The 17,708-nt window shown below is 66.0% G+C and carries 19 protein-coding genes; 10 read left to right on the top strand and 9 right to left on the bottom strand.

The annotated features are described in order from the left end of the window. Positions 1 to 31 precede the first annotated feature (31 nt). Both ruvA and ruvC read right to left on the bottom strand, forming a co-directional pair. Positions 32 to 625 (bottom strand): Holliday junction branch migration protein RuvA, encoded by a 594-nt coding sequence (gene ruvA, locus IPP28_06855; GenBank protein MBL0040757.1) that lies wholly within the window; start codon positions 623 to 625, stop codon positions 32 to 34. Next, positions 622 to 1,140, bottom strand: a complete 519-nt coding sequence (gene ruvC / locus IPP28_06850) for a crossover junction endodeoxyribonuclease RuvC (GenBank protein MBL0040756.1) — start codon at positions 1,138 to 1,140, stop codon at positions 622 to 624. Before ruvC ends, ruvA begins: the two co-directional genes overlap by 4 nt. A gap of 122 nt (positions 1,141 to 1,262) precedes the next feature. Here ruvC and napE point away from each other — a divergent pair, with 122 nt between their 5' ends. Genes napE through IPP28_06825 form a run of 5 tightly spaced genes read left to right on the top strand, consistent with a single transcriptional unit; the run spans position 1,263 to position 5,311 of the window. Further along, complete coding sequence (napE, locus tag IPP28_06845; GenBank protein MBL0040755.1) at positions 1,263 to 1,418, top strand: periplasmic nitrate reductase, NapE protein; 156 nt, start codon at positions 1,263 to 1,265, stop codon at positions 1,416 to 1,418. After that, complete coding sequence (locus tag IPP28_06840) at positions 1,418 to 1,687, top strand: chaperone NapD (GenBank protein MBL0040754.1); 270 nt, start codon at positions 1,418 to 1,420, stop codon at positions 1,685 to 1,687. Before napE ends, IPP28_06840 begins: the two co-directional genes overlap by 1 nt. Further along, positions 1,668 to 4,163 carry a periplasmic nitrate reductase subunit alpha gene (gene napA, locus IPP28_06835; GenBank protein ID MBL0040753.1) on the top strand — a complete coding sequence of 832 codons (2,496 nt, stop codon included), beginning with the start codon at positions 1,668 to 1,670 and terminating at the stop codon, positions 4,161 to 4,163. The genes IPP28_06840 and napA overlap by 20 nt, the downstream gene beginning before the upstream one ends. A gap of 10 nt (positions 4,164 to 4,173) precedes the next feature. After that, the gene (locus IPP28_06830) at positions 4,174 to 4,713 is read left to right on the top strand and encodes a nitrate reductase cytochrome c-type subunit (protein MBL0040752.1); all 540 of its coding nucleotides are present in this window, start codon (positions 4,174 to 4,176) and stop codon (positions 4,711 to 4,713) included. Positions 4,714 to 4,717: 4 nt separating this feature from the next. Beyond that, positions 4,718 to 5,311 (top strand): NapC/NirT family cytochrome c, encoded by a 594-nt coding sequence (locus IPP28_06825; GenBank protein ID MBL0040751.1) that lies wholly within the window; start codon positions 4,718 to 4,720, stop codon positions 5,309 to 5,311. Between the two features lie 12 nt (positions 5,312 to 5,323). On the opposite strand, the gene IPP28_06820 is transcribed toward IPP28_06825, so the two are convergent. Both IPP28_06820 and IPP28_06815 read right to left on the bottom strand, forming a co-directional pair. Further along, positions 5,324 to 6,439 carry a DNA alkylation repair protein gene (locus tag IPP28_06820; GenBank protein ID MBL0040750.1) on the bottom strand — a complete coding sequence of 372 codons (1,116 nt, stop codon included), beginning with the start codon at positions 6,437 to 6,439 and terminating at the stop codon, positions 5,324 to 5,326. 79 nt (positions 6,440 to 6,518) lie between these two features. After that, on the bottom strand, positions 6,519 to 7,064 hold the full coding sequence (locus tag IPP28_06815) for a carboxymuconolactone decarboxylase family protein (GenBank protein ID MBL0040749.1): 546 nt from the start codon (positions 7,062 to 7,064) through the stop codon (positions 6,519 to 6,521). 109 nt (positions 7,065 to 7,173) lie between these two features. Here IPP28_06815 and IPP28_06810 point away from each other — a divergent pair, with 109 nt between their 5' ends. Together IPP28_06810 and IPP28_06805 are read left to right on the top strand one after the other, a co-directional pair. Then, entirely contained in the window at positions 7,174 to 8,034 is an 861-nt protein-coding gene (locus IPP28_06810; GenBank protein MBL0040748.1) for an AraC family transcriptional regulator, read from the top strand. A gap of 51 nt (positions 8,035 to 8,085) precedes the next feature. Next, the gene (locus IPP28_06805; GenBank protein MBL0040747.1) at positions 8,086 to 9,318 is read left to right on the top strand and encodes an alpha/beta hydrolase; all 1,233 of its coding nucleotides are present in this window, start codon (positions 8,086 to 8,088) and stop codon (positions 9,316 to 9,318) included. Here the strand turns inward: IPP28_06805 and IPP28_06800 are convergent. From IPP28_06800 to aspS, 4 genes are read right to left on the bottom strand one after another with little or no spacing between them, the layout of a single operon-like run. Then, positions 9,239 to 10,657, bottom strand: a complete 1,419-nt coding sequence (locus IPP28_06800; GenBank protein MBL0040746.1) for a DUF11 domain-containing protein — start codon at positions 10,655 to 10,657, stop codon at positions 9,239 to 9,241. The genes IPP28_06805 and IPP28_06800 overlap by 80 nt on opposite strands. A gap of 52 nt (positions 10,658 to 10,709) precedes the next feature. Further along, positions 10,710 to 11,324: an alpha/beta fold hydrolase gene (locus IPP28_06795; GenBank protein MBL0040745.1), complete on the bottom strand. Its 615-nt coding sequence runs from the start codon at positions 11,322 to 11,324 to the stop codon at positions 10,710 to 10,712. Position 11,325: 1 nt separating this feature from the next. After that, a complete protein-coding gene (locus IPP28_06790) occupies positions 11,326 to 12,027 on the bottom strand; it encodes an AIM24 family protein (GenBank protein ID MBL0040744.1) in 702 nt (233 codons plus the stop codon). 34 nt (positions 12,028 to 12,061) lie between these two features. After that, a complete protein-coding gene (gene aspS / locus IPP28_06785; protein MBL0040743.1) occupies positions 12,062 to 13,882 on the bottom strand; it encodes an aspartate--tRNA ligase in 1,821 nt (606 codons plus the stop codon). A 151-nt stretch (positions 13,883 to 14,033) separates the two neighbouring features. Between aspS and IPP28_06780 the strand changes: the two genes are divergently transcribed. Beyond that, positions 14,034 to 15,095, top strand: a complete 1,062-nt coding sequence (locus tag IPP28_06780) for a hypothetical protein (protein ID MBL0040742.1) — start codon at positions 14,034 to 14,036, stop codon at positions 15,093 to 15,095. 3 nt (positions 15,096 to 15,098) lie between these two features. Here IPP28_06780 and IPP28_06775 read toward each other — a convergent pair whose 3' ends face one another. Further along, a complete protein-coding gene (locus IPP28_06775) occupies positions 15,099 to 15,398 on the bottom strand; it encodes a zinc ribbon domain-containing protein (protein ID MBL0040741.1) in 300 nt (99 codons plus the stop codon). Positions 15,399 to 15,533: 135 nt separating this feature from the next. Between IPP28_06775 and IPP28_06770 the strand changes: the two genes are divergently transcribed. Both IPP28_06770 and IPP28_06765 read left to right on the top strand, forming a co-directional pair. Further along, complete coding sequence (locus IPP28_06770; protein MBL0040740.1) at positions 15,534 to 17,420, top strand: FG-GAP repeat protein; 1,887 nt, start codon at positions 15,534 to 15,536, stop codon at positions 17,418 to 17,420. A 49-nt stretch (positions 17,421 to 17,469) separates the two neighbouring features. Continuing rightward, a partial coding sequence (locus IPP28_06765; protein MBL0040739.1) for a saccharopine dehydrogenase occupies positions 17,470 to 17,708 on the top strand: 239 nt, incomplete at its 3' end.

Genomic DNA, 17,708 nt, shown 5'->3' with positions numbered 1-17,708 from the left:
CCCGGAAAAAAGGTCGCGTAGTGTAGCCATGTCAGGTGCGCAATGCGGCCTTCAAGGCTTTGCGAATGATCGTTTCTGCGGAATCACCCGGTTCGGCCGCATCTTTCAACAACTTGGCGATCTCGACGGGCTTGTATCCAAATTGTTCCAGCGCCGCGGAAGCCTCCGCGACCGGGTCGTGGGCAACGATCTTCACGCCACCGACCACCATCGGCGCCAGCCCTGCCCCGAGCTTGTCGCGCAATTCGACGACGATGCGCTCCGCGGTCTTCTTGCCGATGCCGGGAATGCGGGTCAACGCCGTGAGGTCGCTGTTCGCGACCATGCGCGCAAAATCGTCGGCGGAGACGCCGGAGAGAATCGACAGCGCCGTCTTCGCGCCGATGCCGCTGACCTTGAGCAAGGTACGGAACAGCCCGCGTTCGCGCTCGGACTGGAAGCCGTAGAGGTTCACGGCATCCTCCTTTTGCGCGTAGTGGATGACCAGCGTGATCTCGCGACCGAGTTCCGGCAGTTCGTAGAACGTCGACATCGGCGCTTCGAGTTCGTAGCCGACGCCGTTCACGTCGATCATCAGCGCCGGCGGCGCCTTCATCACCAACACGCCCTTCAGGCGTCCAATCATCTGCGTCTCCAGGCGGTGCGCGGAATGCCGAGGCGGGTGAGACTGGCGCGGGTGTGCGCATGCGTCAATGCGATCGCGAGCGCGTCGGCGGCATCGGCCTGCAACTTGCCGGGCAAGGACAGCAGGATGCCGACCATGTGCTGCACCTGGGTCTTGTCGCCCGAGCCACTACCGACCACGGCCTGCTTCACTTCCTTCGGCGCGTATTCGGTCAGCGCCAAACCCTTGCCGACGACAGCGACGATGGCCGCGCCGCGCGCTTGACCAAGCTTCAGTGCCGAATCCGGATTGCGCGCCATGAACACCCGCTCGATCGCGACCTCGGTCGGCCGATGCGTCTCGACGATCTCGCCGACCTCGTCATAGATCTGCTTCAGACGCAGATGAAACGTCTCGTTGTCGAGCAGGTGCAGTGCCGTGTGAAACACGTGCACGCAGCGCCCGTCCGGCAACGCATCGATGATGCCGATGCCGGTGCGTTGCGAACCGGGGTCGATGCCGAGGATGCGGGTCATGGTGAGACGTGGAGTCTAGCAATCGTCGTGGTGATGAAACGGGCAGCCGAGATGGCAGTCAACTCCAGCGGCGAACAACGGCGTTATAGTCTGATCTCAGGCTCGACGCGGAGATCGCGCGCATGGATGACAATGCTGTGGACAAACGCCGCGAGTTGCGTGCGTTCCTGTTCCTGACGGTGTTCCTGGCGCCGATCCTGGCGGTCGGGCTGGTCGCCTCCTGGGGCTTCATCGTCTGGATCTTCCAGATGTTCGCGGGCCCACCGGGGCCGCAGTGATGGCCTGGCACATCGCCAGCCTGATCGTGCGCTGCCGACCCGACCACGAGGCGGCCGTCGCGGCGCGTCTCAACGCACTGCAACTGACCGAAGTCCGCGGTGCGCAGCACGGCCGCATCGTCGTCATCGCCGAGGGCGCGAACGAATACGAACTGGCGCAGCGCTTCGACGCGATCCGCGCCACACCGGACGTGATGACCACCGATCTGGTCCACCATGAAATCGATACCGACGACAGCGAGGCCGCCCATGCACAGCACGCGCCGTGACTTCATCCGCCATTCCGCCGCTGCGACTGCAGCCGCGGTCGCCGGCATCCCCCTGTACGCGGACGCCAGCAACATCGTCACCGACCGCGCCGACACGCAACTCAAGTGGAGCAAGGCGCCCTGCCGGTTCTGCGGCACCGGTTGCGGCATCAATGTCGCCGTGAAGGACGGCCGCGTCGTCGCGACCCATGGCGACATCCACGCTGAAGTGAATCGCGGCCTGAATTGCGTCAAGGGTTATTTCCTGTCGAAGATCATGTACGGCGAAGACCGTCTAACCCGGCCGCTGCTGCGCAAGACCAACGGGCAATACGACAAGCGCGGCGAGTTCACGCCGGTGTCCTGGGACGAGGCCTTCGACGTGATGGCCGCACAGTTCAAGCGCGTGCTGAAGGAGAAGGGCCCGACGGCGGTCGGCATGTTCGGCTCGGGCCAATGGACGATCTGGGAAGGCTACGCCGCCAACAAACTGTTCAAGGCCGGTTTCCGCAGCAACAACATCGACCCGAACGCACGCCACTGCATGGCCAGTGCGGTGATGGGCTTCATGCGCAGCTTCGGCATGGACGAGCCGATGGGCTGCTACGACGACATCGAAGCCGCCGACGCCTTCGTGCTCTGGGGCTCGAACATGGCCGAGATGCACCCGATCCTGTGGACCCGCGTCACCGACCGCAAGCTCTCGAATCCGGGCGTCAAGGTCGCGGTGCTGTCGACCTTCGAACACCGCAGCTTCGATCTCGCCGACATCCCGATGGTGTTCAAGCCGCAGACCGACCTCGCGATCCTCAATTACATCGCGAACCACATCATCCAGTCCGGTGCGGTCAACAAGGACTTCGTCGGCAAGCACGTCAACTTCAAGCTCGGCGTCACCGACATCGGCTATGGCCTGCGCCCCGACCATCCGAAGGAAGTCGACGCCAAAGACGCGGCCGACCCGAACCAGGGTTCGCCGATCGATTTCGAGCAATTCGCCGCGTTCGTGCGTCCCTACACGCTGGAATACGCGGCCAAGCTCAGCGGCGTCGACGCGACCTGGCTGAAGCAGATGGCCGAGTTGTACGCCGACCCGAAGATCAAGGTGATGTCGTTCTGGACCATGGGTTTCAACCAGCACACGCGCGGTGTCTGGGCGAACAACATGATCTACAACATCCACCTGCTGACCGGAAAGATCGCGACGCCGGGGAATTCGCCGTTCTCGCTGACCGGTCAGCCGTCCGCCTGCGGCACCGCACGCGAAGTCGGCACCTTCAGCCATCGCCTGCCGGCCGATTTGCTGGTCGCGAAACCCGAGCATCGCGCCAAGGCCGAGGCGATCTGGCAACTGCCGCCCGGCACCATCGTGGAAAAGCCCGGACTCCACGCCGTCGCGCAGAACCGCGCGCTCAAGGACGGCAAGCTCAATGCCTACTGGGTGCAGGTCAACAACAACATCCAGGCCGGCGCGAACACTGCCAACGAAGGCATCCCGGGCTATCGCAACCCGGATAACTTCATCGTCGTGTCCGATGCCTACCCGACCGTCACTGCACAGGCCGCGGACTTGATCCTGCCGGCGGCGATGTGGGTCGAGAAGGAAGGCGCCTACGGCAATGCCGAACGCCGCACGCAGTTCTGGCATCAACTAGTGGACGCACCGGGCGAGGCCCGCTCGGACCTGTGGCAGCTGATGGAATTCTCGAAGCGCTTCACCGTCGACGAATGCTGGCCGGCGGAACTGGTCGCCGCGAAACCGGAACTGAAGGGCAAAACCCTGTTCGAGCTGTTGTTCGCGAACGGCGTCGTCGACCAATTCAAGCCCGACGAGATCGAAGCCGGCTATGCCAATCATGAATCCGCGGCCTTCGGCTTTTACGTGCAGAAGGGTCTGTTCGAGGAATACGCCCAGTTCGGCCGCCACCACGGCCACGACCTCGCGCCGTTCGACCAGTATCACCAGAGTCGCGGCCTGCGCTGGCCGGTGGTCGAAGGCAAGGAAACGCGCTGGCGTTACAAGGAAGGCAGCGACCCCTACGTGAAGGCCGGCAAGGACTTCGAGTTCTACGGCTTCCCGGATGGCCGTGCGGTGATCTGGGCCCTGCCCTATCAACCGGCCGCCGAAGAACCGGACGAGGAATTCGATCTGTGGCTGTCGACCGGGCGCGTGATCGAACACTGGCATTCCGGTTCGATGACGATGCGCGTACCCGAGCTCTACAAGGCGGTGCCGCAGGCGGTGATCTTCATGCATCCGGACGACGCGACCGCGCGCGAACTGCGCCGCGGCCAGGAGGCCAGGGTGATTTCGCGGCGCGGCGAGATTCGCGCCCGCATCGAGACCCGCGGTCGCAACAAGCCGCCGCGCGGCCTGATCTTCGTGCCCTGGTTCGACGCTTCGCGTCTGATCAACAAGGTCACGCTGGACGCCACCGATCCGATCTCGAAACAGACCGACTTCAAGAAGTGCGCCGTCAAAGTGGTTCGGGCCTGAGGAGGACGCGATGAAACCCGTGCAGATTCTGAACTTCGCGGCCGTGCTCGTGTTCGGCCTGCTGGTCGGGCATCAGTGCAGTCGCGCGCCCGCGCCCAAGCCGGCCGCCACCCCCACGGGCAGCGTCGCGGTGCCGACGACAACGCAGACCTCGCGATCGATCGACGCCTTGCGCCGCGGCGCCGACCTCGCGACCGAGCCCGAATCGCTGCCGCTCGCGCGCGTCGAGAATGCCGACATCAAGCGCGCTCGCGCCTATCCGATGCAGCCACCGACGATTCCGCACGCGATCGACGGCTACCAGGTCGACCAGCATGCGAACCGCTGCATGCTCTGCCACGGCCAGGTCAACTCGACGCAGTTCCAGGCGCCGCCGGTCAGCGTCACCCACTACATGGACCGCGACAGCCAGGTGCTGGCGGAGATCTCGCCGCGGCGCTACTTCTGCGTGCAATGCCACGTCGTCCAGACCGATGCGAAGCCGCTGATCGCGAACACCTACACCGGCGCCGACGACATCCTCGCCGCCACGCCCGCGGCCAGGGAGTGAGGCCATGGCCTGGCGCGAACGCATCCTCGGCATCTGGCGGCTGTTCAATTCGCCGAGCCGCCATTACAGCCTGATGTTCCTGACGCTCGGCGGCTTCATCGCCGGCATCGTCTTCTGGGGCGGCTTCAACACCGCGCTCGAAGCGACCAACACGGAAACCTTCTGCACGTCCTGCCACGAGATGAAGAACAATGTCTTCGCCGAACTGAAGAGCACGATCCACTACAGCAATCGCAGCGGCGTGCGCGCCACCTGCCCGGATTGCCACGTGCCGCACCAGTGGACGTCGAAAATCGCGCGCAAGATGCAGGCCTCGAAGGAAGTCTGGGGCAAGATCTTCGGCACCATCGATTCGCGCGAGAAATTCCTCGACAAGCGCCGCGAGCTGGCCGAGCACGAATGGGCACGCCTCAAGGCGAACGATTCGCTGGAATGCCGCAACTGCCACAACTACAACTCGATGGACATCACCCGCCAGAGTCCGCGCGCCGGTGCCATCCACGAACGCCATCTGCTCAGCGGCGACAAGACCTGCATCGACTGCCACAAGGGCATCGCCCACCAGCTGCCGGATATGGCCGGCGTGCCGCAGGGCTGAGCACGCACGGGACTAGTCGCGCAACAGCCGGAACGCACCGAGGTCGTGCATGCGCCCGTTCAACTGCGCCTGCACGCGGTGTTCGCCGGGATAGTGCTTGCGCGTGGTCATCGGCACCAGCGCGAGCGTCTTCGCGAGTGCAGCGGATTCGCCGGCGGCCAGCGCCAGCGCCTTCAGCTTGAAGGTTTTGGCCGAGGTCTTGCCGTTCGCCTTGACGAAGTGCACGACAAAGTCGGCCATGACCCGTTGTTCGCGCGGGCCGGTGTTGCGCAGCGTGAATCCGATCTCGACGCGATCGCCCTCATGCACGCGTTTTGGCGCGACGCGCACCCGCTCGATCGCCAAGGTCGGAGCGGCGCCGTACCCCAGCGCCGACAGGGCACCCGGCTCGGCGCGCTTGATCGCCGAACGCAGCGCATGGCGCACGATCCAGCGTCGCTCCGGCGACGCATTCTGCAACCAGCGGCGCGCCACGTCCGCGAGCAGATCGGGGTGGTCCTTGCCGATGTCGTTGAGGTTGTTCGCGACCGAACGACGCACGTACAACTCGGGATCGTCCTTCAGACGTTCGAGCAGGGCCAGCACCGGTGTCGGGTCGCGCTGGAAGTCGCGTAATCGCGATGCCCATGGCAGGCGCGGGCGCGTGCCCTCGGAGACCAGTCGGCGTACGTGCGGATGGGCGTCCTGCGTCCATTGTGCGAGTCGCGCCAGCGTCGCTTCCGGATGTCGCTCGATGAAAGGGCGGATGCTGAACTCGGCGGTGAAGCGCTGTGTCAGTTCGTGTTGCGCCTGCATCGATGCCTCGAAGTGATCGAGTCCATGCTCGGCGATGAACATCATGTGCGGCATGAACAGGAAGCCGCCCATACCCTGGGCCGCGCGACGCGCATGCGACACGCGCGACGAGGCGAGCAGCAGACGAATCGCCTGCGGATAGTCAGCTGGCAGATGTGCGTGCAGCGCCCGGCTGATCTGCCTTGCACGTTCGGTCAGCGACAACGGTTCGTATCCGGCGAGCGCGTCGCGCAGGAAGGCCGCGCGCGGAAAGCGGTCGTGCACGGCCACGAGCATGTCCGCGATCGCACGCGGCACGCTCGGGCCAAACTGGTCCCTCAGGGCTGCGGCCATGCGACGCTCCGTTCGACACGCCGCAGTCTAGTGGCTCGGCGACCGCCTTCGCGGCCGCCGATGTCCGTGTCGTGATCGATCACGCCGCGAGTGCGCGCGGTGCGGCCGGGAAATCGATCTCGGTGTCGGCGAGGTGGTTGGTGTAATTCGTGTAGATGTTCAGCACGACATTGACCAGCACTTCGAGGATGGTCGCGTCCGAATGGCCTTGCGCCTTGAAGGCGTCGAGCTCGGCGACCGGCACGCGGCCGCGGGTGTCGACGATGCGCTTCGCGAGTTGCAACAGCGCTCGGTCCTTGACCGATTCGGACTGTGCGGCACGGGCTTGCGCGATCTGCTCGGGTTTCAGTCCGACCATCGTGCCGATCGCGCTGTGCGCGGCCAGGCAGTAGTCGCAGGCGTTGGCGTCGCCGACCGCGAGCGCGATCTGTTCGCGCTGCTTCGCGTTGAGCGTGCCGTGTGCGGCCACGTCGGCCAGTTGCACGTAGGCGTTCAGCGCGACCGGCGCCTGGGCCAGGGTCAGGAACAGGTTCGGCACCGTGCCGAGCTTGGCCTTGAAGGCATCCAGCGTGGCGCGGGTGGCCGCATCGGCTTGGGCGGCTTGAATGGTCGGGATGTAGGACATGGCGAACTCCGGAGGAAGATGATGTGCGGATTGCACGGGACCTACTTTAGGGATCGCTTTCGTACTGAAAGTGACTTATCGTCCGCATCTATTGTCAGATCGTCCGAATATGCACACCGATCGCCTCGAAGCCCTACTGCAACGATTCCGCGTCAGCGCGCGCCTGTTCCACTCCGGCCCATTGTGCGGCGTGAATGATTTCGCACCCGAACAGGGCCGTGGCCAGTTGCATCTGTTGAGCGGCGGCGAACTGCGCGTCGAACACCCGGATGGCACGGCGATCACGGTCGACGAACCCAGCCTGCTGTTCTATCCGCGTCCGCATGCCCATCGTTTCGTCAGCGATACGGACCGCGGTGCCGACATGGCCTGCGCCTTCATCGAATTCGGCGACGGTGCGCGCAATCCGCTGACCGCTGCCCTGCCCGCCTGCATCGCTCTGCCGCTGTCGGCACTCGATGGCACCGCACCGGTGCTGGACCTGTTGTTCCGCGAAGCCTTCGCGCAGCATTGTGGTCGGCAACTGATCGTCGACCGACTGTTCGAAGTGGTACTGATCCAGATCCTGAGATTGCAGATGGCGAAGGCGCCAGAGCGCAGCGGCCTATTCGCGGGTCTGGCGCATCCGCAGCTCAGTCGTGCGCTGATCGCGATGCACGGCGAACCCGGACAGGCCTGGACACTGGCGTCCCTCGCCGAGGTCTGCGGCATGTCGCGCACGCAATTCGCGGAAACCTTCCGCGCCCGGGTCGGGATCACGCCGCCGGGCGACTATCTCGCCGGCTGGCGCCTGACCGTCGCGCAGCAACTGCTCGACGAAGGCCGCGCGCTCAAGCACATCGTCGATGCGGTCGGCTACGGCAGCGTCGCCGCGCTGTCGCGGGCGTTCAAGGCGCAGACCGGTTCATCGCCGCGGGACTGGCGCAAGGCTCGCGACACTGGCACGAATCGGGTGCGTGATGTGCTCTAGCCCCGCGCCCGAGGCTGCGCGCATGGATCATCGCAACGGGAGACTGCCGCCATGAATGTCGAAGTGCGAAAGCGACGCCTGCGCTCGTCCGTGTCCGACGTCCGTGGCTGGGCGCAGCTGGCGACCCAGGCCACGCGCGGCATCACCGCCATCGTCGAGGGCGTGCATCAATCGGTCTGGCGGACGCTCGGTGCACCCGAAGGCGAGCACGTCGGGCGCACACGCGGACTCACCGGCCATGTCTATCGCAGCATCGACGGCATCACCCGTGCGGTCGGCGGCGGTGTCGACGGGCTGCTGGCGCGGCTGCAGGAACGCTTCGATGACGAAGCCCTCGACCCGCCGCAACGCGTGGCGATGCGCTCGATCCTGAATGGCGTGATGGGCGATCACCTCGTGGCCAGTGGCAACCCGCTCGCGCTGCCGATGTCGCTGCGCCAACTCGGCCGCGAGATCAGCGCGCAGACCGTGCACGATCTGCAGGATCCGCGCAGCCACATCGTGCTGAGCCTCCACGGCCTGTGCATGAACGACCTGCAATGGCAGGGCGGGCATCGGGGCGAAGCGGTCGATCACGCTGCGGCCATGGCCGCGGCGCTGGGCGCGACCGCGCTCTCGCTGCGCTACAACAGCGGCCTGCACGTGTCGCAGAACGGCCGCAGCCTGTCCGAGCTGCTGGCGCAGTTGCAGGCGTTCTGGCCGGTACCGATCACCGACCTCAGCATCGTCGCGCACAGCATGGGCGGGCTGGTCGCTCGCAGCGCGGCGCAACACGGCGCCGACACCGAACAGCCGTGGCGCACACGATTGCGCCATCTGGTGTTCCTGGGCACGCCACACCACGGCGCGCCATTGGAGCGCGGTGGCCAGTGGATCGATCGCCTGCTCGGGCAAAGTCTGTACAGCGCACCGTTCGCGGCGCTGGGCCAGATGCGCAGCGCCGGCATCACCGATCTGCGCCACGGCAATGTCCGCGACGCCGATTGGCAAGGACGCGACCGCTTCGCTTCCGGCCACGATCATCGCGAGCCATTGCCCTTGCCCGACGATGTCGCCTGCTTCAGCGTCGCCGCGACACTCGCGGCGAAGCGCGGCCCGCTCGCGGAACGTCTGATCGGTGATGGTCTGGTGCCGCTGCGCAGCGCACTCGGCCAGCACGACGACCCGGACCGCGACCTCGGCCTGCATCGCCACGCGCACTGGATCAGCCACGGCACCGGGCACATCGAATTGCTGCATCGCCCCGAGGTCGGCGCGCGTATTCTGGAATGGCTGCGCCGATGAGCGGCGCGACTAGAATTCGAAGCCGTCGCTGAACAACAGCACCGGGATCACCAGCGTGTCCTCGACCTCCTGGTTGTTCACCGCCGGCGCAGGATCGGCGACGGCACTGCTTGCCGTCACGCTCGTCTGCACCGTGCCGCCGGTCTGCGGATTGATCAGCTGCGGGTCGGTGCGTACGGTGACAAGGAACTGCACGCTGGCACCGTTCGCGAAACTCGGCGTCGAGCACGACAGGATCGGCGCATTGCCGACCGTCGGCAGCGTGCACTGGAAGCCGGGCGGCGCCACGATCGAGCGGTAACGCAGGTTGCCGTTGTTGTAGAGGCTGAAGGTCGCGTTCGGGGCAGCATCCGGGCCGAGGTTGCTCAGCGTCACCAGATAGTCGAAGTCCTGGCCGAGCAGCACCGGATCGACCGTGTCCTGGACGGCCACGGACAAGTCCGCTTTCGGCGTCACGTAGGCCGTGTTCTCGGTTTCGGAGTTGTTGTTGTCGTTGGTGTCGTCGCCGGTGCCGTTGACGCTGAGCACGGTCGAAATGGTGCCGTTGTTGACGCCGAGCACGGCATCGTCGACACGCACGACGACATTGAACACGCTCGTCGCACCGGCCGCGAAGCTCGCGGTGTTGCAGGTGAAGATGGTGGCGGCCCCGACCGCGGGCGGCGTGCAGGTCCAGCCCGCGGGCGGCGTCACCGATTTGAAGGGCACGTAGCCCGGGTTGTAGACATTGAAATTGAGGCTGGTGGCCGGATCCGGGCCGTGGTTGGTCACCGTGGCGGTGTAGGTCAGGTCCATGTCCGGCCCGACCGGATCGGGCGTGTCGGTCACGCTGATCGCGAGATCCATCTGCGGGCTGTTCCAGTTCGTGGTGATCGTCCGACTGTTGTTGGCGCCGCTGGTTCGGAGTCACGCCGGAGGTGCTGACGGTCATGTCGAAGGAGCCGTCCGGGAAATTGATGCGGCTCGGATCGACCTGCGCCGTCAGCGTGATCGTCGCCGTCGTGCCCGCGGGCAACGACGCGATGTTGCAGCCGGCACCGGCCCAGAAGGTGATGCAGCTCCATCCCGGCGGATGCGTGAACGTCGCATTGAGCAGGTTGCCGTTGTAGTAGAGGATGTTCAGGCCGCCGTTGGCGGCCGCATCCGGACCGTTGTTGCGGATCACGAAGGTGTAGGTGACGGTTTGGCCCGGCACCACCGGATTCTGCGAAATGGCGACGCTGACCACCTCCTGGTCGGCCGTTTGCGCCGACACGGCGCCGGCGCAGAGCAATGCAGCGATCAGCAGGACAGCGCGACGGATCATGGCAAGACGCTCGACGGAAACGGACGCCGCCATTTCACCGGCAGGCGCGCCTCCGTCCAACCCCGCAAATGCGGGGGCCAGCGCTTCACGCGGCGTCGGCGAAACGGCCTCGACGCAGGAAGTTCGCGGTCATCGTGATCGCCTCGTCCGAAAATGGCAAGCCGGTGTGCGTGGCGGCAATCACCGCGTGATCGCGGATGCCGGGCAAGCGCGTCTCCGCGACCGCCACGGTGCCGTCATTGTCGCCATCGAGCCCGCCGAGCAACAACGCCATGCCGAACGGCACGCGCCCGGCGATGACGCCGACCTCGCGCGCACCGCGCCATTCGCCGAGGCCTTGCAGCAGGCGCTCGCGGCTGCGGCCCATCATCCACGGCGCGAAGTTCGACAAGGTCTTCGCCGCCGCACTGCCGATCAGCGGCGAACCGAGGCACACGGTGCGGCCGCGCGACGACGCGTCTTGCGTGGCGAGCAACGCGACCAGTCCACCCAGCGAATGTCCGACCACGTGCACGGTGTCCTCGCCGTGCGCGGCGATGCGTGCGCGCAGGTCGTCGGCGCAGGCATCGGCGCCCTTGCTCAACGACGGATAGTCGACCACGTCGACGGCATAACCCTGGCCGGCCAGATGGTTCGCGATGCGCGTCATCATGAAGCCGCGCATCCAGATGCCGTGCAACAACAGCACGCGCTCGGTCATGTCAGCGTCGTGCCTGGAACGGCCGCTCTTCATAGGGCTGCACGACCACGAAGCCCTCGCCGCTGAAGGCCATCTGCACCGATTCGCCGCTGGTGCGGCCGATCAGGGTGCGCAACGAGATGTCGGTCTTGAACTCGGGTTCGAGGTTGGACGACCAAGCGACGGTCGCGTTCGGGTCGGTGAACACCGGCAGGTTGCGCGCGACACGCAAGGTCAGCGGGCGACCATGCGTGGTCAGCGCGATCAGGCCATGGCCCTTCAGCTGCAGGTTGAACAGACCACCGGCGACCATGCCGCTGAGCTTGCGGGTCATGCGGATGTCCCACTCGATGCCGTCCTGGAACGCGAGCAGGTCGTTGCCGTTCACGGTCACGCCGTCGCCTTCGAGCTTCAGCAGGGTGATGCGCTTGCCGCCTTCGGCGAGAAACAGCCGACCACTGCCCGACGCCTTGGTCAGCTTCGCGCCTTCGCCGGTGAACATCTCCTTGAAGAACCGCGACGCCCCATGCTCGAACGCCCCCTCACGCTCGAACTTGATGCCGCCGCGATACGCCACCATCGCCCCCGCCTTCATCCACACCCGCTGCTGCGACAGCTTCACCTCGAGAATGCGCTCGTTCTCCAGCTCCCACGGCGCATCGCTCTGGTTCTGGTCCGCGGTTTCCGCAAGGAATTCGGTGAGGGTCTTGGGGTGGTCGTGGATTCCTCGAAGCGTCTCAGTTAGGCGGTCGTCATCGCTAGGGCATTTCGACGCTTCTAACCATCCCCTCTGCGAGCTGGGTCGCGGCCTTCTTCTCCGGCTTCACCACGCGCACGTGCAGCTCTTGCAGCTGGTTCTCGGCGACGACGGAGGGGGCCGAGGTCATGAGGCAGGTGGCGGACGCGGTCTTCGGGAAGGCGATGACGTCGCGGATGGATTCGGTGCCGACCATGAGCGCGGCCATGCGGTCGATGCCGAAGGCGATGCCACCGTGCGGCGGTGCGCCGAACTTGAGGGCGTCGAGCAGGAAGCCGAACTTCAGCTCCGCTTCTTCGGCGCTGATGCCGAGCAGGTCGAACACCGCGCTCTGCATGTCCGGGCGATGGATGCGGATGGAGCCGCCGCCGATCTCGTTGCCGTTCAGCACGCAGTCGTAACCGCGCGACACCGAGGTGGCCGCATTGGCCTTGAGGTCGGCGACGTCGTCGATCTTCGGCGCGGTGAACGGATGATGCAGCGCGACGTAGCGCTTCTCGTCGGCGTCGTATTCGAACATCGGGAAATCGGTGACCCACAGCGGCGCCCAGCGGTTCGCCACGAGCCCCATGTCCTTCGCGACCTTCAGGCGCAGTGCGCCCATGAAGTCGGACACGGTCTTGTACGGACCCGCGCCGAAGAACAACACGTCGCCCTGCTGCGCACCCACGGCCTTGAAGATGCCCTCGATCGCGGCATCGTCGAGGAACTTCACGATCGGCGAAGTCAGGCCTTCGCGGCCCTTGGCGAGGTCATCGATGCGGATCCAGGCCAGACCCTTGGCGCCATATTTCTTGACGTATTCGCCGAGGTCGTCGAGCTGCTTGCGCGTCATCTCCGAACCGTTCGGCACGCGCAGGCAGGCGACGCGGCCGCCCGGATCCTTCGCGGGGCCCGAGAACACCTTGAACTCCGAATTCGCGACGGCGTCGGCGATGTCGACGAGTTCCAGGTCGATGCGCAGGTCGGGTTTGTCCGAACCATAGCGACGCATCGCCTCGGCATAGGTCATGCGCGGGAACGGATTGGCCAGCTCGGTGCCGTTCACTTCCTTGAAGATGTGGCGGACCATGCCTTCGACCATGTCCTGCACGTCGCGCTCTTCGACGAAGGCGAACTCCATGTCGAGCTGGGTGAATTCCGGCTGGCGGTCGGCGCGCAGGTCCTCGTCGCGGAAGCAGCGCGCGATCTGGTAGTAGCGGTCCATGCCGGCCACCATCAGCAGCTGCTTGAACAGCTGCGGCGACTGCGGCAACGCGTAGAACTCGCCCGGATGCACGCGGCTCGGCACCAGGTAGTCGCGCGCGCCTTCCGGCGTCGCCTTGGTCAGGATCGGGGTTTCGATGTCCTGGAAACCGCGCGCGTCGAGGTAACGGCGGATTTCCTGGGTCAGGCGCGTGCGCAGGCGCATCGCGCGCTGCATCGCCGGGCGGCGGATATCGAGGTAACGGTACTTCAGGCGCGCTTCCTCGCCCGGCGTATCGTCGAGCTGGAACGGCAGCGGCGCCGAGGCGTTCAGCACTTCGACCTTGTCGCAGACGACTTCGATCTTGCCGGTGCGCAGCCGGTCATTGACCTGCGAGGCCGGACGGGCGCGCACGCTGCCGGTGATCTTCAGGCAGAACTCGTAGCGCACACCTTCCGCGGCCTGGAACGCGGTCGCGTTGTCCGGTTCGATCACGCATTGCACGAGCCCCTCGTGGTCGCGCAGGTCGATGAAGATGACGCCGCCGTGGTCGCGACGGGTATCGGCCCAGCCGCACAAGGTGACGGTCTGGCCGATCAGGGTCTCGTCGACGAGACCGCAGAGATGACTACGCATGGAATCTCCGGAGCCGGCCGGGGAAGGCCGCGCAAGGGTTGGACAGGACCGCGCATGCTACGGAGCGGACGTGGAGCTTGCAAACGCCGCGCGCTGTCCGCTTCAACCGGAATCCTGCGTTCCCCAAGGCGATACCACTCGGGAGCTCCCCATGCGCACCGTCCTCGCTGGCCTCGGCCTGTTGTTCGCCGCCGAATCCGCCCTTGCCGCCAACCCGCCCGTCTGCGTCAGCACCGGCATCGAATTGCGTGCCGCGCTGATGACGGCGGCGAGCAATGTCGGTGACAACGAGATCCGCATCCGCCAGGGCACCCTGACCCTGTTCGACAACATCCTGCCCTACGAACCGGCGAAGACCGGCAACCTCACCGTCAGTGGCGGCTGGACCGGGGCCAGCGGCCAGTGCACCAGCCAGGGTCGCGCCCACACCACGATCATCGACGGCCAAGGCAACCGGCAGCTGTTCCGCATCCGCCCAACCGCGACGGCCGGCGGCCTGATCACGCTGTCCAACTTCACGTTGACCGGCGGCTATCGCGGCGCGACGGTGGAATCGGCAGCGCTCGAGATCAGCTTGCCGGCAGGCAGCAGCGTCTCGGCCAAGGCCGAACACCTGATCATCCGCGACAACGACGAAAACCACTGGGGCGCGGTCGTCACCCTCTGGGTCGGCGGCAGCGGCACCCTCGCCTTCCGCAACAACCTGGTCACCGGCAACACCGCCGGCGCCTACGGCGTCATTCGCGCTTCGGTGGCTGCGAACACGAGCATGTACCTGGTCAACAACACCATCGCCGACAACCGCCGCAGCCCGACCAGCGCACATCCCAGCACCGGACTGGAACTAGCCGGCCAGGGCACGTTCCATTTCGGCAACAACGTCATCGTCGGCAACCGCGACGGCCAGAACAATCCGTCCGACGTCGGCCTGCTGTGGGGTCAGAGCCCGATCTTGCGCCTGCGCAACAACCACATCGGCGCACTCACTGGCACAACGACCGAGAACAGCGGCACCACGACCGGCGACGACGTGTTCGAAGACGGCAACGGTTATCGCCCGAAACCCGGTTCCGCCTTGATCAACAGCGGTGACCCTCAGGCGCCGGGCGGCATTCCGGGATTCGATCTCGACGGCAACACCCGTCCGCTGGGCAACCAGATCGATCGCGGCGCCTACGAATGGAAGCCGCTGTTCGCAAACGGTTTCGACTGAGGCTCAGTCGCTCGATGCCGGTGCGGCTGGCGCGACCGCTGGCGCAGGCGACGATGCCGCTTCGGCCGGCTTGCTGTCGCCACTGCCGCTGCCTTCGCTGAGGTTGCGCTTCTTGTCGCCGTCTTTCTTGAAATCGGTTTCGTACCAGCCCGAGCCGGACAGCCGGAACGACGGCGCCGAGACCGCACGCGTCAACGTCGCCGGTCCACAGGTCGGGCATTCCGTCGGATCCGGATCGGACAGGCGCATCAGGTGGTCGCTCTTCTTGCCGCAGGTGGCACAGACGTATTCGTAGATCGGCATGACGGCGGCATCGGCAACGAAGGATCGGGTCGGCAGTATGGGTGCCGCGCGTGAGCTTTCAAGTCGAACAGGCCGGATTGGCGGACCTGCGCATGGTTTCGGGTTCTTCAGAGCACGCCACAACCGAGACCCGCCATGCTGCCGAACTGCCGCCACCGAATTGCCGCCCTGGGCATGACCCTGCTCTGCGTCGGACCGATCGACGACGCCATCGCCGTCGGCCTGGCCGTCGAACGCGACCAGCTCATCCTGATGGGCTCGGCCGCATTGCCCGCCCCGACCGGCCCCACCAACGCCGATGCACTCGCCGTCGGCGACTTCAACTGCGACGGTGAATCCGACCTCGCCGTCGGATCACCTTTCTCCGCCGTCAACGGCTTCGATGACGCAGGATCGGTGTCCATGCTGTACGGCGAGATCACGACCGGCGTGGCCGCGACCGGGAAATTGCTGCATCAGGACCTGGGCACCGTGGACGGCGCCGCCGAGGCGAGTGATCGCTTTGGCAGCAGCCTGGCGAGCGCCGACTTCAACGGCGACAACTGCAGCGACCTCGCCATCGGCGTCCCCTCCGAGGATGTCGGCGCGACCGCCGGGACGGGACTGGTCGCCTTGCTGTTCGGGGAAGCCGGCGGCATCGCGACGAGCAATATCGATCTGACACTGCCGGGCGGCGGGGCTGCCCCGAATGGCGACGGCGAGAACCACGTCAAGGGCGTGGCCCTGGCTGCAGTGCCGCGCATGACCACCGCGAGCACCCTGCCTTTCCTGGCCATTTCCGCGACCGGGCACGATCACGATGCGCTCGCGACCAACTCCGGCGGCGTGAGCGTGCGCCGCAATGCCAGCGCCGTGCTCGACGGCGTCGCGACGTTCTTCGAGCGCAGCGATTTTCCGGGCGAGTCGGATCGCTTCGCAGGCGCGTTCGGCGAGGCACTGGCTGCCGGCGACTTCGATGGCGACGGCTTCGGCGACCTGGTCGCCTACACCCAGGCCCTCGACGGTTGCTTCTTCAGCGGCAGCAACTGCGTCCGCAACGAGGGCGTATTGTTCGTGAACTATGGGGCGGCGTCGGCCGCGAACTTCCGCTACGAGGTGCTGCACCAGAATGTCGCCGGCATTGGCGGTGCCGTCGAACTCAACGACAAGTTCGGGGAACAGATGGCCGTCGGCGACTTCAACAACGACGGACTCGACGACCTCGCGCTCGGCGCGATCTCGGAAGACGTCGGCACCTTGTTCAACGCCGGCACGGTGACCGTGCTCTACGGCCATCCGGGCGGCCTGGCCGCGAACACCGCCAGCAGCGACACCTTCGACGAAAACGATTTCAACGGCCTGCTGCAGGAAGAGAGTGACGAATTCGGTGGCGGACTGGCCGCAGGCGATTTCAACCGCGACGGCTTCGACGACCTCGCCATCGGCGTAGCCGGCGAAGATCTGGTGAATGGTGGCGTCAACGTCGGCAGCGTGATCGTCGCCAATGGATCGGCCGCCGGCATCGTGCTCGGCACACGCACGGTGATCAATCTCGATTCATCCGGTCGTAGCCGCAGCGGAGATCGCTATGGTGCGACGCTCGCCAGTGGCGACTTCAACAACGACAACGTCGATGACCTAGCGGTCGGCATTCCGAACCGCAAGGACGGCAGCAGCACGATCAAGGGTGCGGTGCACCTCGTGTTCAGCACCGCTGACACCAGCACCTCGATCCAGTCGATCTCGCCGCCGCAGGTGATGCCCGGCCAGACCTACACCGTGACCGTGCGCAGCCGCCGTATCGGCGTGGCGACCGCACCTCTGGGCCGTGGCAGCGTCACCGTGCAGGAAGTCGGCGGCGGCAGCTGCGTGGCCACGCTGAATTCGGTCGGCGATGGCAGTTGCACGATCACCGCCGGCACGTTGGGCACCCGCACGGTCAACGCCAGTTATCCCGGCGTCGCCGGATTCCGCGCCAGCAACGCATCGTCGGCGACCGTGAGCGTGGTCGGCACGGGCATCTTCCAGAACAGCTTCGAGTAAACCCAGCGGCGTCGCCGCGCCCGCGCATCGAAGCTGCGACACTCGCCACATGGGTTTTCGCATCCTCGTCCTCGGCGGCTACGGCAATTTCGGTGCGCGCATCAGTCGTCGCATCGCGGCTTGGGCCGATGTCGAACTGCTCGTGGCCGGTCGCGATGGCACGCGCGCAGCCAGCTTCGCCGCAGCACTGCCGGGCCCGGCCCGATGCCGCGGGATCGCGCTCGACCTTGACGCCGCAGACATCGCCGACGCGCTGGCCTCGCATGCACCCGACCTCGTCATCCATAC

It is taken from the genome of Lysobacterales bacterium, assembly GCA_016721845.1.
GTDB lineage: Bacteria > Pseudomonadota > Gammaproteobacteria > Xanthomonadales > Ahniellaceae > JADKHK01.
The sequence above is the reverse complement of the archived record's forward strand: the minus strand, read 5'-3'. Positions and strand labels throughout refer to the sequence as shown.